This is a genomic window from Polaribacter sp. 11A2H (assembly GCF_011379025.1).
Taxonomy (GTDB): Bacteria; Bacteroidota; Bacteroidia; order Flavobacteriales; family Flavobacteriaceae; genus Polaribacter.
On sequence record NZ_WTLD01000002.1, the window covers coordinates 187,089 to 205,910 of the forward strand.

Genomic DNA, 18,822 nt, shown 5'->3' on the forward strand with positions numbered 1-18,822 from the left:
TAACTAAAAACAAAATTATACATGAAATATCAAAAAATATATTTATCAGCTTTTCTTTTAGGGACATTCACTTTTCTAAGTGTTGGATGTGAATCACCTAAAAAATCAACAGAAATTACAGAAACTAAAGTTGTAACTCAACGTTTTTTACCTTTTTCTGATCAAGAAAATAAAGGTGGATGGATTTTAAACGAAGAAATAAGTGATGAGTTTGAAGGAACTGAAATTGATACTACAAAGTGGTTTGTAGAAGGACAAAATGGAGATTATTATATTTGGAAAGGTAGAGCTCCGTCTCAATACGCACCACATAACGTAGTTGTAGAAAACGGGAATTTAATCTTAAAAACACAATGGGAACCAGATTATAACTTTGCTAAGGAAAGTTATGCTGATGGCGCAAATAAAGATACGTACGGAGTACATGAAGGAAAACCTTTACCAGTTACAACAGCAGCAATTGTTAGTAAAAAGAGATTTTTAAATGGGTATATGGAAATAAAATCGAAAGCGCCACATGCAGCAATGACAGCGGCATTTTGGGCTATTGGTTTTGAGCAAGAATTAGATATGTACGAGCAATTGGCAGTGCCAAAAATAGCTCAAGAAGGTTCTATAGATAAGCACATGAATAGAACTGCAATTCATGATTGGAGTCCACCGTCTACCAGACCAACAAAAGCTTTTGGTTTTGATGAAAAACTAAATTATGTAACATCAGAAGGGTTTCATGTATATGGCGTAGAATGGGGAGAAGATTATTTGAATATCTATAGAGACGGTAAATTTATTCATGGGTTTACTCAAGATGAATTAGGTACAGATTGGGTCTTGAATAACCCGATGGAAATTTGGGTAGATTCAGAAATTTTTAAATGGTTAGGAGTTCCTCATAAAGAAGAATTACCAGCAACTTTTGAGGCTGAATATGTGAGAGTTTGGCAAAAAGAATCAGATAATTTATTGGCAAAAGCTAGCGCTTTTTATGGTTTTGAAGGACCAATTTTGTTTGAAGAAAATACAAAGCCTTTAACGATGGTTCCAGAAGATGCAACTGCAAATGAGTATCAAAGGTTTTGGCTTTTTAGTGAAGGTTCAGAAAAATACTTAAAAATTACAGAAGGACATTATGCAAGTGGTGTAGAAGCTTTACAGTTTTTTGGATATGGTAAAAATGATTCATTGAACGTAGAAAAAGTAGTAGCAAAAACACCAGAAGGTTCTTTAAAACTTCCTGCAGGAGACTATAATCTATCTATGAAAGTTTGGTTAGATCAAGGTAGAATTACAGATTCTATCCATGTTACTTTAATGAATCCAAAAACCGAATTAATTTTTTCTGGTTTAAAAAAATTAGAGAGAAAACAATGGGTAACGGTAGAAAAGAAAGTTTCAAGACAAGCAGCATCCGCAGTTAATGATGGAATGGTTATAGAAATTAGAAAAGAAGATTTACCTGCAACAAAAGCCGCTAAATTATACATAGACGATATTGAAATTAAAAAAGCTAATTAAGAATCTATATTTTTAGATTCAACGAATTCAATTTATGATGAAAAAAAGTATTCTATTTATTTGTATGGCAATAGCAATGGCTAGTTGTGCTCAAAAAAAGCCAAACATTATTTTCTTGTTTTCTGATGATGCAGGGTATGCCGATTTTGGTTTTCAAGGAAGTGACGTAATGATAACACCTAATTTAGATAAGCTGTCTAAAGAAGGCGTAAAGTTTACGCAGGGTTATGTAACAGATGCTACTTGTGGTCCTTCTAGAGCAGGATTAATTACAGGGAAATATCAACAAAAATTTGGGTATGGAGAAATAAATGTTCCTGGTTATATGAGTGAAAACTCAAAGTTTTTAGGAGATGATATGGGCTTGCCTTTAGACCAAAAAACAATCGCAGATTATTTAAAAGAATTAGGATATACAAGTGCTGCATATGGAAAATGGCATTTAGGTAATGCAGATCGTTTCCATCCTTTAAAAAGAGGATTTGATGAGTTTTACGGTTTTAGAGGTGGTGCAAGAAGTTTTTTTCCAATCAAAAATTTTAAAGGCATTCACCATGACAATAAAATGGAAAGAAATTTTGGTCATTTTGAAGAACCAAAAGGGTATGCTACAGATGTTTTTGCAGACGAAGCAATCTCTTTTATCGAAAGAAATAAGGACAAACCATTTTTTATCTATTTAGCTTTTAACGCAGTTCATACGCCTATGGAAGCTACTCCAGAAGATATGGCAAAGTTTCCTAATTTAAAAGGAAAGCGTCAACAAGTGGCAGCAATGACATTGGCATTAGATCGTGCTTCTGGTAAGGTTTTAGATAAGTTAAAAGAATTAGGTTTAGATGATAATACAATTATTGTTTTTTCTAATGATAATGGAGGCCCAACAGATAAAAATGCCTCTTTAAACCTGCCTTTAAGTGGAACAAAATCGAATCATTTAGAAGGAGGATTAAGAGTCCCTTTTTTAATAAAATGGCCTAAAAAATTAAAATCAAATCAGGTGTATAATTACCCAGTAAGTACGTTTGATTTATTACCAACATTTTATGCTGCTGGAGGTGGTGATGTTGCAGATTTAGATGCGGTAGATGGTGTAGATTTAATGCCTTTTATTAGTGGAGCTGACAGTGCAAGACCACACGAAGATTTATTTTGGAAAAAAGAAACGCGTGCTGTTTATAGACATAACGATTGGAAATTAATTCGTTTTGCAGATAGACCAGCAGAATTGTATGATGTTTCTAAAGATTTAACTGAGCAAAAAGATTTGGCTTCAGCAGAACCAGAACGTTTAAAAAGCATGTTTAAAAAGTTATTTGAATGGGAATTGACCCTAGAGCGTCCGATGTGGATGTTAAAACAAACTTTTGAAAAATATGACATTGATAGAATGGATCGTTATAGAACTCCGGAGTTGGTAAAAGAAGAAATGAAGAAATACAATAATAACTAAATATAAAAATATAATAGAATGATGCAATTTAAGAAGTATACATTTATCGCTTTATTCGGCTTGTTATCACTTGTGAGTGTAAGTTGTGCGCAAAATAAATCAGCAGTAAAAGTTAAAACAGAAATAACGACTCCAATGCCATTTTCTGACCAACAAAATGAAGGAGGTTGGGTTTTAAATGAAGCGTTAAGCGATGAGTTTAAAGGAACAGAAATAGATACTGTAAAGTGGTTTGTAGAAGGTTTAAATGATAAATATTATATTTGGAAAGGACGAGCTCCTTCTCAATTTGTTGCTAAAAACGTTATTGTAGAAAATGATAAGTTAAAGCTAAGAACAGCTTGGGAACCAGATTATCCATTTATTAAAGAAAGCTACGCAGATGGTAATATGGGGTCATCTCAGTATGGTATTTATAAAGACGGAACGCCAATGCCAGTTACAACAGCAGGTGTTTTAACCAATAAACGTTTTTTATACGGTTATATGGAGGTGAAATCTAAGGTTGGTAACGCAGCTATTACAGGTGCATTTTGGGCAATTGGACATGAGCAAGAATTGGATATTTATGAGTTAATGGGAAATCCTAAAAACAAAAAAGGAAATATTAGAGAAGATTCTTATTTAGCAACAGCGCATGATTGGAGTCCACCAGCTCAACGTCCTACTAAGATTTTTAATCACGAATTGGATTTAGGTTTCCGCACAGCGGATGATTTTCATGTGTACGGAGCAGAATGGGGTGAAGATTATTTAAAATTATTTATTGATGGAAAAATGATTCGTCATTTTACACAAGATGAATTAGGAACTTCTTTTGTTTTAAACAACCCAATGGAAATTTGGTTAGATTCAGAGATTTTCTTCTGGTTAGGCTTGCCTCATAAAGAAGAATTACCAGTAGATTTCGAAATTGAATATATGAGAGTTTGGCAAAAACCATCTGATAATTTATTAGCTGAAGATGCAGCTTTTTATGGTTTTGAAGGGCCAATTTTGTTTGAAGAAAACGGGAGACCTTTAACTTTATTACCAGAAAGTTCTGTGCCAGATGAGTATCAGAAATTTTGGACAATAGATGGTGGTTCAGAAAAATATTTATCAATTGCTTATGGCGATTATTACAAAGGTGTAAATAGTTTAGAGTTTGCAGGATTTAGTAAAACTGAAAGTTTAGAAGTAGAAAAAGCCGTTGCTATGGCTCCTGAGGGTTCATTGGAATTAGAAGCTGGTGAGTTTTCAATTTCGGCAAAAGTTTGGTTAGATCAAGGTGTTATTGCAGATAAAATTCACTTGGTTTTACAAGATCCAGAATTAGAAGTAACTTTTGGAGATCTTAGAAAGCTTCCAAGACGTGAATGGATTACGGTAGAAAGCACTATTTCTAGAACAGTTGCATCCGGAGAAAAAGATGCCATTGCTATTGAAATTAGAAAAGAAGATTTGCCGAAGACAAGAGCTGCAAAACTTTTGATAGACAATATTGTTATCAAGAAAAAATAATTAAAAATCAACAGTAAGAAAACTTACTTCAAAAAATATATTACATGAGTACTACTTCAAACCTTCATAAAAACGCTATTACAAACACTTCAGAAAGTCCGTTTGTAAAGTTAAAGAGCATCAATTTTGGTGACTGTAAATGGAATGCTGGCTTTTGGTCAGACAAAGTAAAAACGGCAGAAAATAAGATGTTACCTTACATGGGAGATCTTTTGTGTGGAGATATTGGTCATGGATTAAATAACTTCAAAATCGCAGCAGGTTTAAAAGAAGGAGAGCATAAAGGTTTTTACTGGCATGATGGAGATTTCTTTAAATTCATGGAAGCTAAAATGTATATCTATGCGCAAACTAAAGATGAATCTTTATTAAAGGAATTAGATGAATATATAGATATTATTGGGCAAGCTCAAGAAGAAGATGGGTATATACATACGCATGTTCAAATAACAGAAGGTGTAGATCGTTTTGAAAACAGAAAGTACCATGAAATGTACAATTTCGGACATTTATTTATTGCAGGTTCTGTTCATTTTAGATTAACAGGTCAACGTAATTTTTTAGATATTGCTGTTAAAATGGCAGATTTATTACATGCTTATTTTATGCCAGATACTAAGCATTATCAACGTTTTGGATTCAATCAAACTCAGATTATGGGCTTGGTAGAATTGTACAGAACTACTAGAGATAAAAGGTATTTAAAATTAGCAGAAAAGTTTATCAACAGAAGAGGAACTTACGAAATAGAGCACGATTCTACTACAGTTGGTTACCCGATTGGAGATATGGTACAAGAAAGAACGCCTTTTAGAGAATCTGAAGAAGCGGTTGGTCATGCTGTTTTAGCTTTGTATTATTATGCAGGAGCAGCAGATGTGTATGCAGAAACTGGTGAAAAAGCTTTATTGACTTCTTTAGATAAATTATGGGAAAACGTTACAGGCAAAAAAATGTATGTAACCGGAGCTGTTGGGCAAGCACATTATGGTGCATCAACGAGTTTAGATATGATTGAAGAAGGTTTTATAGATGCGTATATGATGCCAAATATGACCGCTTATAACGAAACGTGCGCTAACTTATGTAACGCCATGTTTAGTCATAGAATGATGGGGATTAATGGCGAATCTAGATATGCTGATATTATAGAATTAGTATTATATAACTCTGGTTTATCAGGAATTAGTATTGAAGGGAAAGATTATTTCTATTCAAACCCTTTAAGAATGGTCAACAATTCTAGAAATTACGATTCGCATGATGACGTAACTGAAAGTCCTGTAAGACAACCTTATTTAGAGTGTTTTTGTTGTCCTCCAAACTTGGTGAGAACAATTTGTAAAACATCTGGATGGGCGTATAATTTATCAGAAAATGGAGTTTCTGTAGTTTTATTTGGTGGAAACAATTTAGATACAAAAATGTTAGATGGTTCTGCTTTAAAATTATCTCAAGACACAGAATATCCTTGGAAAGGTTTGGTAAAAATAACTGTTGATGAGTGTAAAAGTGACGCTTTTGATATTCAAGTAAGAATACCAAAATGGGCAGTTGGAAGTACTCTAAAAGTAAATGGAGAAGATGCAGGAGTTGAAATTAATCCAGGTAATTTTGCAAACATCAATAGAACTTGGAAAGCAGGTGATGTGATTGTTTTAGACATGCCAATGGAACCAACTTTTATTGAAGGTCATAACAGAATAGAGGAAGTTAGAAATCAATTAGCAGTAAAAAGAGGACCAATTGTATATACTATTGAAACTCCAGATTTACCAGAAGGAGCAGCTATTTTAGATGTGTATTTAAAAGGAGACGCTCCTTTAAATGCTGTACATAAACCAGAATTTTTAGGAGGAGTTACGGTAATAGAAACAGAACTTTTACTAAGAGAAGGTAAATCGGATGACATGTATCAAACTGTTACAAAACCGGTATTTAAGTCTTTTAAAACGCAATTAGTGCCTTATTACGCTTGGAGTAATAGAGGGCAAGCAGAAATGACCGTGTTTATGCCGGTTGTTTGGAATAATTAAATAACACAAGGGGCTTAAGTGCCTTATTAACAACTTTTTTATTGATAAAACAGCTTAATCAATTCAGGAAACTGAAAAGAGTAAGCTGTTTCTTTTTTTGTAATAAACTATGGTAAAATAGGAATATGATAAGGTACAATAAAGGAACTATTTCTAGATTTTATTTCGGTTCTTGAAGCCAGAAAATAAAATATAATTAGATTTAAACATCACACGAAATATACAATTATGAATAGAAGAAAATTCAACATTAAAAACTTATTGATACTTGGTGCAATTGCCTCTTTTATTGGCGTAAATTCTTTAAATGCACAAAACGGTTCTTTTAAAGAAGTTTCTAAAGAATTTCCGAGGCAAGAAAAGAATTTAAGAAAATGGGATTCGCCAGTGGTGGCAGATTTAGACAAAGATGGATATCCAGATTTGTTGATAAATGACCATGGTTACGCAATTCAAGTTCAGTGGAATAATAAAGGGAAGTTTGCAAAACCTTTTGATATTATCATGGGAGATTTACACGGAGTTTCTGTGGGCGATTTTGATAATGATGGAAACTTAGAAATTATTATGTCACGTGGTGGAGGTTCTGGTAGTAATGCTAGAAACTCTAAAATGTACAAAGTAAATGGAAGAGAGTTTATTCCGATGACAGATTTTGAAGTGCCTTTAGCCTTAATGCGTGGTAGAACTGTAAAGTTTGTAGACTTAGATAATGATGGTGATTTAGATTTGTTAAATTTTGCGTTTCCTGATGGAGCAAAAAAAGGAGCAAGTGAAAACTATATATATGAAAACAATGGTGCTGGAGAATTAATTTTACATTCAACTTTGCCAGCAAGTAAAGTAAACGGACAAAAAACGTTGATTACGGATATTAATAATGATAACATTATTGATATTATTTTATATGGTGATAAAAATGTGATTGTATATCAAGGAAATGGTGATTTAACTTTTACAGATGTTACAAAAAAAGTATTGCCTTATGATATTGATGAAGTAACTGCAATTGCAGAAATAGATTTCGATAATGATGGTGATATGGATTTGTTTTTCACTAGAGGATTAGAGTTTACTAAAGGAGAAACGTTCTATAATAAAGAAACTCAAGACTTAGGTTTTTTCTCTAAAAGAGGAGAATTAGAAATAGATGATTTTGTTTCAGGTGAAGTTTTAAAATTGGAAAACTTTCAATCTCAATGGCCAAATAATGATACCTATTATATTGGAGAAGCATCTTACGATTATGTTTTTGATGGAGAAACACATTCTGGAAAAGATATTAATTTGGTAATGAGCGATGCTTTAGGTTTCCCTGATAATGCAGATTTTAGTGCTAAAAAAGGATGGTATATTGGGTATGTTGGTAATCAGAAATGGAGAATTGCAGGATATCTTTGGGCGCCAGCAACGGGCGTTGTTCATAATGTAAAAAACTATACAGAATCTAAACATCCAGCAGGATTAAATGATATTTTATTAGAAAACAAAGGGTCTAAGTTTGTAGATGTTACTAAAAAAGCAAATGTATTTTTAGAAGAACATACCATGGCTGTTACCGTTGCAGATTATGATAACAATGGTTTCGATGATCTTTTGGTAATTAGAAGAGGTAAATTGGTGTATGAAAATGAATCTATTTTGTATTTAAACAATGGTAATTCTGGCTTTAAAGCAAAAGAAGGTCATAATATTATTACCAAAGATTTAGGTGGAATAGGAATGACAGTAGAAAGTATTGACTATAATAAAGACGGAAATGTAGATGTTGTTATTGGTGATGAAAGAGCGAAATGGCATTTATATAAAAACGAAATGGCAGATGGAAACAAGTCATTAACTGTGGAAGTGAAAAATTCTAAAAAAGGAAATATTTCTCCATTAAGTGCTTTGGTAACTATTTCTTCTTGTGGTAATAATCAAACGCAAAGAGTAGGTACTTCGGCTTCTCAATATTCTTTAAACCACAACACTTTTGTTCATTTCGGATTAGGAGATTGTAGTAAATCTGTGAAAGTAAAAGTGACCTATTCTAATGGTGAAGTTTTAGAACAAACAGTAAAAGCAACTAATACTGCGGTTGTAATTGGTAAATAATTTAGGGATGAAAAATAAATTTTTAACATTTATCATATTTTTATTTGTAACATCTTTTATCAAAGGGCAAATTTTGTCCTTACCAAAAAACTTACAACCAGAAGATAGAATTGCATTTGCCATGTATACAGTACATGAAAATACTGTAAAAATGACAGCACAATTTTATCCGATTATAAATTATGAACCTTTTGAAGCTACTTTAGAAATAGAAGAAAATGGCAAATGGGTAGAAAAAACGAAAGCAGCAATTAGATATCCAGGTTATACATCTCTTTTTAGAATTGATAATTGGGATGATACTAAAGAAGCTAAGTACAGAGTTGTGCATAATAACAAAGCTTTTTATGAAGGGATTATTCGTAAAAATCCAATTCATAAAGAGGATTTTATTTTAGCGGCTTTAACTTGTAATTCTATTTATCCAAGACATGGTGGAGATATTCCAAGAACAGATATTGTAGAAAATCTAATAAAACTAAAACCAGATTTATTATTCTTTTCTGGAGATCAAGTATATGATCATGCGCAGCATTATTTGTATTGGTTAAAATTTGGGACAGATTTTAAAGAAATCATTAGAAATACACCAACAATTTGTATTGTTGATGATCATGATGTTGGACAAGGAAATTTATGGGGAGCAGAAGGCGATAGTTCACCAACGTTAAGTGGAGTTTCAGGAGGTTATTATAGACCTGCGGAATATGTAAAAGAAGTAGAAAGAGCGCAAACAAGTCATTTGCCAGACCCTTATGATGCTACTCCTGTAAAGCAAGGTATTGGTGTTTATTATACAGATTTAAAATGGGGAGGCATCAGTTTTGCTATTTTAGAAGACCGAAAATTTAAGTCGGGTTTATTAGATTTACCTAAATATGCGCCAGATATTTTTCCTAAAGGAACCAGAGATGCTATTTTTGATCCAACGGTTGATACTCGTAAACTAGATATTCCTACTGCAAAATTATTGGGAGAGCGTCAATTAAAATTTTTAGAAGATTGGACTACAGATTGGGAAAATGCTGAAATGAAAACAGTATTAACTCAGAGTGTTTTTGCTATGGTTAATAATTATACAGGGAAACACGATAGGGAGATAATAGCTGATTTTGATACAAATGGTTGGCCACAATCTGGTAGAAACAAAGCTTTGTCTGTAATTAGAAAAAGTTTTTCACCAATGATTGGAGGAGACCAGCATTTAGCAACATTTGTAAAGCACGGTGTAGACAATTGGGGAGATGCAAGTTATTCTTTTGTAACCCCTGCAATCGCCAATTATTGGATGCGTTGGTGGGATCCTAAAAATCCAGGAAAAAATAGAGATAAGAATTTACCAAAATATACGGGAGATTTTTTAGATGGATTTCAAAATAAAATTACCGTAAAAGCAGTTGGAAATCCTTCGTCAGAAGAAATAAAAGAAGGTGGGAAATTATCTACTAGAGTTGCAGGTTTTGGAGTTATTAAATACAACAAATCTAAGAGAACCATTACGTTTGATTGTTGGGGCAGAAATGTAGATATTATGAACCCAAATTCTAAACAGTATAAAGGTTGGCCAATAACAATTTCTCAGTTCGATAATTTTAATCCACGAGAATCGTTTTTACTACCAACGTTAGATTTGTCAAAGGAAAACCAAGTAGTAACTATTAGAAAAAGTGCTACGAGAGAAATCGTTTCTTCAGTTAGAATTAAAGGGAAAATATATCAACCTAAAGTTTTAGAATTAGGTTCTTACACCATTGAAATTGGTGAAGGAAATACACCTATAAAGCTTTTTGAGATTATCTCAAAATCTAAAAATAGAGAACACTTAAAAGTAAAAATTTAACACATCCTAAATAAATATTATTTTAAATCATAGCATATTATGAAACAAATTTCAAAACAACTAAAATTATTATTCTTCGGAACATTTATAAGCGTAATGGGATGTACAGCGCAAGAAGAGCGTCCAAATATTTTATTCGTTTTGTGTGATGATCTTGGGTATAATGATGTTGGATTCAATGGGTCTACAGATATTATTACGCCAGAATTAGATAAGTTGGCCAAAGACGGAACCATATTTACTTCGGCGTATGTAGCGCATCCTTTTTGCGGACCAAGTAGGGCTTCTATATTAACAGGTCGTTACCCGCAACAAATGGGTACAGCTTTTAATCTTCATAGTAATTCTAGTATGAATGATGCTGATAATATGGGGATTCCTACACAAGAAACTTATATGTCTAAAGTATTGCAAGATGCTGGTTATTATACAAGTGCTTTAGGGAAATGGCATTTAGGAAGTGCTCCTAAATTTCATCCGAATGAAAGAGGTTTCGATAATTTTTATGGTTTTCTTGGTGGAGGGCATAATTATTTTCCGGCAAAATATCAAAAGGAATATGATAAACAGTTAAAAGAGGGAAGAAAAGAAATTCGTGATTATATTCTTCCGTTAGAACATAACGGTAAAGAAGTTAAAGAAACCGAATATGTTACAGATGCGTTGTCTAGAGAAGCAATTAAAGATATTAAATTGGCTTCCACTAAAAAGGACCCTTTCTTTATCTATTTAGCGTACAATGCGCCACATGTACCTTTGGAGGCTAAAGAAGAAGATTTAAAAGTATTTGCGAGTATTAAAGATAAGGACAGAAGAACGTATGCTGCAATGGTATATGCCGTAGATAGGGGAGTTGGAGAGATTGTAAAAACGTTAAAAGAAACCAACCAATATGACAATACGTTAATTGTATTTTTGAGTGATAATGGTGGTAATTTTGATCACGGAGCTAATAACTATCCTCTTAAAGGTAGTAAAGGAGATGCTTGGGAAGGCGGTTATAGAGTACCAATGTTTTTTCATTATCCGAATAAAATAGCGAAAGGTCAGCAATTTGATTTTCCTGTTTCTTCTTTAGATTTATATCCTACGTTTGCAAAATTAGCGAATGCTAAAATTCCGAATAACAAAAAAATAGCAGGTAAAGATATTATGGAATCGGTGATTAATAAAACAGATGCGCATAAAGATGATATGATTTACTGTTTAAGATATCGACATGGATTTAGTGATGTGGGCGCAAGGTTAGGAGATTGGAAAATTACCCGTGTTGGTAATGAACCTTGGAGATTAACAAATATTACCCAAGATATTGGTGAGAAGAAAAATATGGGAGGTAGATATCCAGAACGTCTTAAAAAAATGGTGGCTGAAACTGAAAAATGGACGCAAAGTTTTGTGCAACCATTATGGTATTATTCAGCTAAAGATGAAGAATTATGGAAAGATGGTAGAATGCCACAATACAACGAAACTTTTGAGGTAGATATGTTAACGGATCTTCCTACTAAAAAATAGAGTAAATAAATACGAGATTGTATTTATATAGAAGTAATGAAACTGGTGAGATTTTGATGTCTTTCCAGTTTCATTTTTTTACGCAATCTGTGTCTTGCAACGTGCACGCTACCTAAAGAAATTCCTAAAAGGTGTGCCATTTCTTTGCCTGAAAAGTTAAGTTTTATCAGTGCACAAAGCTTTCTGTCTGCTCTACTTAAATCGGGTACTTTTTCTTGTAAACGATCATAAAAACCCTTGTTAAGTTGATTAAATCTTCTATTAAAAGAATCCCATAAACTGGTAGAGCTTCTTTCGATCGTTTTTAAAATTATTTTTGATTTGTTTCCCGGATTTGCTTCTTTAATAAAATCGCTTAACTGTTTTATTACTTGTTCTTTTTCTATTAATTGAAGCGTGTTTGTGGTGAGTTCCTTATTCTTAACGTCTAATAATTCTTTAGAGTTTTGCTGCTTTTTTTCAAACTTTAAATTTTTAATTCTTTGTCTAAAAATTAAGGTTAAAATAATTACTAAAAATAGGATGATAAACAGCGTAATTCTAAAATTAAGAAGGGCTTCTTTTTCTTTAGCCAATTCTAAGTTTTTAATATTTAATTGCTCTCTTTTTTTAATAAGTTCTTCTTTGTAATAGTTTTTAATGGTTAAAAAACCTTTGTTTTTTTCGTTTCTAGGGTTTAGTAAAGCGTTGCTGATATCATTAGATTTTTTTTCATATTCATAGGCTAGTGCAAATAAATTTAGTTCTTTTAAAACTTCCGCATAGCGTGAGTATAAAAACGATTTATAGAAGGTTGTTTCTCCTAAATCGCCCTTTATTTTAGCGAATTTTTCAAAATAAAATTTGGCTTCATTAAGGTCTTTCTTTTTATGATAGATGATTGCAATTCTGCCATAAATAATTAGCAAAAACTTCTTGTCCTTGTTTTTTAATCCAGAGTTTGGTGCACTATTTTCTAATTGCTGTGCTGCATTTTTTAGTAGTTTTAATGCTTCATTTGGAGCATCATTCCACTCGCTAATACTTGCTTTTTTTTCGTCAAGAAAAATAGAATAGATAGGAGGTAGTTTCGTTTTTTTTGAAAGAACAATACAACTATCAATATAAGATTGTAGGTTTTCTTTGTCCGCAATACGTTGATAGTGTAAAACTAAATTATAATAAGATTTGTAAATTTCTGATACGTCAATTTTGTGATGCTTATATAGTTTTCTATATAGTTCATGAGCTTTAATAAAATAGCTTTCAGATTCTTCGTTTTGTTTATATAGATAGGTTAAAACACCTAATTCTTCATTGGCTTTTGCTATTAAAAGTGGGCTTTTATATTCTTCGGATATAAAAAGGGCTTCACCTGCAAAACTAAATGCTTCTAAGTAATCTAGGTTAAATCTATTAAATCTACTTTGAGTAATAAGGGTGTTAATTAATAAAGTGCTGTCTTTTTTTATTACTGCTTGTTCTTTTGTTTTAGTTAAAAAAATAGAAATAGAATCAAAAGGCATATTTAAAGGAATTATATGCTCTTTAAAATGAGTTTTTAATTGCTGTCCTTGTAAACACTGTAAAACACTAATGTTAAGTGTAATTATAAGGTAAAAACTTTTTTGTAAGTTGTTTAATGTTTTCATATACAGTATTATATAATGTTTTTTTTAAATATAAACAATTATTTGTATTAAGTTGTTTAAATAAAAATTATAATGAATGTTAAGTTTTTGTAATTGGTTTTTTAGTGTGATTTTTAATATGATTCCATAGTTTTGGTTAAAAATAAACTCACGAGTAATTACAGGTTATTAAGAATGTTTTTCACCATTTTTTTAGTAAGCTTCTTATTAAATGGTTTTGTTCAAAGTAAAAAGCCAAATATTCTTTTAATTGTAGTGGATGATTTAAAAGATTATACTGGATTTTTAGGAGGACATGCACAAGTGAATATTCAAACTAAATAAAATGAAAAAACTACCTATTATCTTATTTTCTTTTTTGCTGATTATAGCGTGTAAGGAATCTAAAGAGGCTCCGAAACAGTTAGCAATTAGTACCAGTAAAACAAATGTTTTAGATTTAGATAACAGTAAAGGAATTATTAATTATACCAACAGTCCGTATGTTAAATTAAAGAGTTTAAATATTGGCGATTGTGAATGGACAGATGGTTTTTGGGCCGATAAATTTAAAGTTGCAGAAGAAGTAATGGTTCCTTATATGGGGGAAGTTTTAAAAGGTGATGTTGGTCATGCTTTAAACAATTTTAAAATAGCGGCAGGACTAAAAGAAGGCAAGCATAAAGGGTTTAGTTGGCATGATGGTGATTTTTATAAATGGATGGAAGCTGCAACTTACATATATGCAATTAATAAGGATCCAAAAATTATTGAGGAGTTAGATGATTTAATTGAAATTATAGGAAAAGCACAACTAGAAAATGGGTATTTACAAACACAGATAACCACCAATAAAAATAGAAAACCATTTTCCGAAAGAAAGTATCATGAAATGTACAATAGTGGTCATTTATATATTGCTGCTTGTATTTATTATAGAGTTACGGGGAAAACTAATTTTTTAGATATCGCAATTAAAAACGCAAATAATTTATATGATGTTTTTCAACCTCAATCTGCAGAATTAGCACGTATGGGGTTTAATCAAGTCCAGATTATGGGATTGGTAGAATTGTATAGAACCACAAAAAATAAAAAATATTTAGAGTTGGCAGAAATTTTCATCAATATGAGAGGGAAGTCGAAAGTAAAAACGCATCCATCAGTTAGATATAACAATATTGGTGATATGACACAAGAGAGAACTCCGTTAAGAGAAGAAGATGAGGCTGTTGGTCATGCTGTATTAGCCTTGTATTATTATGCAGGAGCAGCAGACGTGTATGCAGAAACTGGAGAAAAAGCTTTAATTGATGCCTTAGATAGAATTTGGGGGAATATTGTAGATAAAAAAATGTTTGTTACTGGAGCTTGCGGTCAAAAACATGATGGAGGTTCATCGAATAGAGATTTTGTACATGAAGCATTTACTATAGATTATGAAATGCACAATGCACATGCTTATAATGAAACCTGTGCAAACTTATGTAATGCCATGTTTAATTATAGAATGTTGAATATAAAAGGAGAGTCGAAGCATGCAGATGTTATGGAATTGGTTTTGTACAATAGTGCCCTTTCTGGTATCAGCTTAAAAGGAGATTCGTATTTCTATACAAATCCGCTAAGAAGAACTGCGAATCATAAAATGGGTGGTACAGATTATCCCGATAGAGTTGGCTATATTCCTTGTTTTTGTTGTCCACCAAACTTAGTAAGAACCATTGCTAAATCTTCTGCTTGGGCTTATAGTTTATCAGAAAACGGAATTGCTACAAACTTATATGGAGCGAATAAATTGGATACAAAATTACAAGATGGATCTGTCATAAAATTAAAACAAGAAACTCAATATCCTTGGGATGGAAACATAAAGATTACAATTGATGAATGTAAAAATGGTGCCTTTGATGTACTATTAAGAATTCCAGATTGGGCAACTAGTTTTGAAATTTCTGTAAATGGAAAAACTCAAAATACAGCTGGAAAACCAGGGACTTTTGCAAATTTAAATAGACAGTGGAAAAAAGGAGATATCATTACTTTAAATCTTCCTATGGATATTAAATTGTTAGAAGGGAATCCATTAATAGAAGAAGTAAGAAATCAAGCAGCTATAAAAAGAGGTCCAGTTGTGTATTGCGTAGAAACGCCAGATTTACCAAAAGGAACTGATATTTTAGATGTGTATTTACCAATAAAATCAAAATTAACAGCAACTTATAAACCGGAATTATTAAATGGAGTTGCTACTATTTCAGGAAATATTAAAATTAGAAAAGATAAAAAAGAAGGAATGTACAGAACATTATCAAATCCAAAATTTGAGAATTATAATGTACAATTCGTACCTTATTTTGCCTGGTCGAATAGAGGTGTTTCAGAAATGAGTGTTTGGTTGCCTTTGGCGATAGATTAAAATTATTCTGATCCTGCAAGGTCTTATTTTAACCTTGTAGGTTTAGTAAATAAACTAATTTATTTTCCAATTTTATGCCTACATAGTTATTGAAACCATTCAGGATAAAAAAAACAAGATTAAATAACAATATTAGAACCGAAAATTAACAAAAATTCATTGATAACTAAAAAACTTTAAAATGTCTAGACTAATTTTAATACTGCTTTTGTGTCTTGGTAATGCTACTGTTTCCCAAGAGAAACCCAAATTTAACGATACACAGTTTGTAGATTTTCTTGAGAATTCCTTGAAAAAAGAGGTGGTAACTGATGCCGTTAGAAATTCTTTTTATAAAGAATCTAGAACATATTGGAAGGATCATAAATTAGATTATAATTTACATCCAGAAAAGTATAAAAAGGCGATGTCTTTGTTTCATAAGAATCAAGATAAATTTAGAAAAACCAGCAATACTATCAGTATAAAAAGGAATGATAGAATTGAAAAAGCAGTTGCTGATTTTCAGAATTTTGATGATAAGAATTCATTTCCAGAAAATTCAATTTTATTTGTTGGAAGTTCTAGTATTGCTGGTTGGAAAACATCCATTTCATTTCCAAATTTTTTTGTTATTAATAGAGGAATTGGAGGTATGAATATGCATGAAATTATATTTCATTACAACGCACTTATAAAAAAATACAATCCTTCAATTATCGCCATTTATTGTGATATTGATATTGAGCAAGGAAAAGCGCCAGAAGAAGCTGTAGATGTGTTTAAGAAACTGGTAGAGAAGATTAAAACAGATTTTCCTAAAACACCTATTTTACTACTTTCTATGAAACCTGTTATGGTAGATGATTTTATAGGAAAAGATATCCGCAAGAACAAAGCGATTGCCAATACACAGCTTTTGGATTTTAGTAGAAAAGAAAAAAATGTTTATTTTATTGATTTAGTCACTCCGATGTTGCATGCAGATGGAACATTGAAAACGGATATTTTTATTCAGGATGGAATGCATTTAAATAAATTGGGATATGAAATCTGGAATCCAATAATGAGAAAAAAGATTTTAGAGTTAACAAATAAATAATAAAAGTAATTTTTTATCACATGAAAATAGTTCAATTAATTTTGATTTTAACACTTGCTTTTGGTTGTAAATCGAAAGTTGAAAATCAACAAGAAAAAATTAAGAAAAGACCTAATATCCTCTTTATAGGTATTGATGATTTACGTCCAGAATTAGGGTGTTACGGATCTGATATTGCTGTAAGTCCTAATTTAGATAAACTAGCAACACAAGGATTGTTGTTTGAAAACGCGTATTGTCAGCAAGCTATTTGCGGACCATCAAGAGCAAGCTTGTTAACAGGAATTAGACCAGAAACAAGTGGGGTTTTTCATAATTACATCAAATTTAGAGAAGCAAATCCAGATGTGGTTACTTTGCCACAACATTTTAAAAATAACGGATATGAAACTGTGTATACCGGTAAAATTTTTCATCATGGCGATTTAGACGACGAAAAATCATGGAGTAGATTACCCGCTTTAGATAGTATGAAAGGTGTTAAAAAACCAGTAGGATTTGCATTAAAAAAGAACAATGAAGATCGTGTAAAAACAAAAAAAGAAATGGTTGCTAAATATGGTGCTGTAGCCAAGTATGGTTTAGCTTCTGGTGTTGCTTATGAATCTGCAGATGTTTCTGATAATACCTATTCTGATGGTTATAATACAGAATTGGCTATTGCAACCATGAAGGAGATGAATGCTAAAAGTGATAAGCCTTTCTTTCTTGGATTAGGATTTAACAAGCCACATTTAAATTGGGTAGCTCCAAAAAAATATTGGGATTTATACGATAGAAAAAAAATTAAACTATCAACCCAAACCGAAAGTCCAGAAAACGGAGCAACCATGGGTTTACATCCTTCTTTTGAGCTAAGAGTTAGAAGTGGAATTCCTAAAAAAGGACCTATTGATAAAGAATTAGCAATTACCTTAAAACATGCATATTTAGCGTGTGTAAGTTATGTTGATGCTCAAATTGGAAAAATGATTGAGGCTTTAGAAAAAGAAGGCTTAAGAGAAAATACCATAATTATTGTTTGGAGTGATCACGGTTGGCATTTAGGTGATATGGGCATTTGGGGAAAAGCAACGAATTATGAAATAGCTACAAGAGTTCCGCTCTTAATTTGGACTCCAGACATGCCTAAAGGAAGTCAAGGGAAAACGACAGATGCTTTGGTCGAATTGGTAGATATGTATCCTACGTTAGCAGAATTAGCAGGTTTAGAAATTCCTAAACATGTGGAAGGCACAAGTTTTAAACCTTTATTATCGAACCCTGAAATAGCATGGAAAACGGCTGCTTTTAGTCAGTTTCCATCACCTGCTTTAAGAGAATGGGGCGCTTTTCCAATACGACAAGCTATGAGAGAAACTTATTTTGGTCCATTGTTAAAGGAAGTTGAAGAGAAAATAAAACTTAAACAAAAAGATAAATGGGACAGAGATTTGTTTGAAAACAACTTAATGGGCTATGCCATGAGAACTGAACAGTACAGGTTTATTGTTTGGAAAGATAGATTGCATAAAGATAAGGAACCCGTTTTTGTAGAATTGTATGACCATAAAACAGATCCAACGGAAACGAAGAATATTGCTAATGAAAATCCGAAATTAGTTGAAAAATTAATGCTACAATTTAATAAAGGTTGGCAGGGAAATAGGCCTATTTAAAAAACATCTCGCAAAGACGCTAAGGCGCAAATGAATACGTTTTTTTTACGATTTGGTGTAATAATAATGAAAGAGTGAGTTTTATTATTTTG

The 18,822-nt window shown here is 32.0% G+C and carries 12 protein-coding genes; 11 read left to right on the forward strand and 1 reads right to left on the reverse strand.

Annotation, left to right across the window (positions count from 1 at the left end; genetic code table 11):
- The first annotated feature begins 21 nt into the window (after positions 1 to 21).
- From GQS58_RS03225 to GQS58_RS03255, 7 genes are all read left to right on the forward strand, one after another.
- Positions 22 to 1,515 carry a family 16 glycosylhydrolase gene (locus tag GQS58_RS03225; protein ID WP_166382778.1) on the forward strand — a complete coding sequence of 498 codons (1,494 nt, stop codon included), beginning with the start codon at positions 22 to 24 and terminating at the stop codon, positions 1,513 to 1,515.
- 34 nt (positions 1,516 to 1,549) lie between these two features.
- Complete coding sequence (locus tag GQS58_RS03230; RefSeq protein WP_317168361.1) at positions 1,550 to 2,968, forward strand: sulfatase-like hydrolase/transferase; 1,419 nt, start codon at positions 1,550 to 1,552, stop codon at positions 2,966 to 2,968.
- A gap of 18 nt (positions 2,969 to 2,986) precedes the next feature.
- Positions 2,987 to 4,471: a family 16 glycosylhydrolase gene (locus GQS58_RS03235; protein WP_166382780.1), complete on the forward strand. Its 1,485-nt coding sequence runs from the start codon at positions 2,987 to 2,989 to the stop codon at positions 4,469 to 4,471.
- 44 nt (positions 4,472 to 4,515) lie between these two features.
- Positions 4,516 to 6,507 carry a glycoside hydrolase family 127 protein gene (locus tag GQS58_RS03240; protein WP_166382782.1) on the forward strand — a complete coding sequence of 664 codons (1,992 nt, stop codon included), beginning with the start codon at positions 4,516 to 4,518 and terminating at the stop codon, positions 6,505 to 6,507.
- A 228-nt stretch (positions 6,508 to 6,735) separates the two neighbouring features.
- Positions 6,736 to 8,604, forward strand: coding sequence for a CRTAC1 family protein (locus GQS58_RS03245; protein ID WP_166382784.1), 1,869 nt, complete (start codon positions 6,736 to 6,738; stop codon positions 8,602 to 8,604).
- Positions 8,605 to 8,611: 7 nt separating this feature from the next.
- Complete coding sequence (locus GQS58_RS03250; RefSeq protein WP_166382786.1) at positions 8,612 to 10,444, forward strand: metallophosphoesterase family protein; 1,833 nt, start codon at positions 8,612 to 8,614, stop codon at positions 10,442 to 10,444.
- Between the two features lie 39 nt (positions 10,445 to 10,483).
- Positions 10,484 to 11,962, forward strand: a complete 1,479-nt coding sequence (locus GQS58_RS03255; RefSeq protein ID WP_166382788.1) for a sulfatase-like hydrolase/transferase — start codon at positions 10,484 to 10,486, stop codon at positions 11,960 to 11,962.
- A 23-nt stretch (positions 11,963 to 11,985) separates the two neighbouring features.
- Here GQS58_RS03255 and GQS58_RS03260 read toward each other — a convergent pair whose 3' ends face one another.
- Positions 11,986 to 13,593, reverse strand: coding sequence for a helix-turn-helix transcriptional regulator (locus tag GQS58_RS03260; RefSeq protein ID WP_166382790.1), 1,608 nt, complete (start codon positions 13,591 to 13,593; stop codon positions 11,986 to 11,988).
- Positions 13,594 to 13,767: 174 nt separating this feature from the next.
- Here GQS58_RS03260 and GQS58_RS03265 point away from each other — a divergent pair, with 174 nt between their 5' ends.
- From GQS58_RS03265 to GQS58_RS03280, 4 genes are all read left to right on the forward strand, one after another.
- Complete coding sequence (locus GQS58_RS03265) at positions 13,768 to 13,917, forward strand: hypothetical protein (protein WP_166382792.1); 150 nt, start codon at positions 13,768 to 13,770, stop codon at positions 13,915 to 13,917.
- 1 nt (position 13,918) lies between these two features.
- On the forward strand, positions 13,919 to 15,991 hold the full coding sequence (locus tag GQS58_RS03270) for a glycoside hydrolase family 127 protein (RefSeq protein WP_166382794.1): 2,073 nt from the start codon (positions 13,919 to 13,921) through the stop codon (positions 15,989 to 15,991).
- Positions 15,992 to 16,172: 181 nt separating this feature from the next.
- On the forward strand, positions 16,173 to 17,072 hold the full coding sequence (locus GQS58_RS03275; RefSeq protein WP_166382796.1) for a GDSL-type esterase/lipase family protein: 900 nt from the start codon (positions 16,173 to 16,175) through the stop codon (positions 17,070 to 17,072).
- Between the two features lie 20 nt (positions 17,073 to 17,092).
- Positions 17,093 to 18,730 (forward strand): sulfatase, encoded by a 1,638-nt coding sequence (locus tag GQS58_RS03280; protein ID WP_205860371.1) that lies wholly within the window; start codon positions 17,093 to 17,095, stop codon positions 18,728 to 18,730.
- The last annotated feature ends 92 nt before the right edge of the window (positions 18,731 to 18,822 follow it).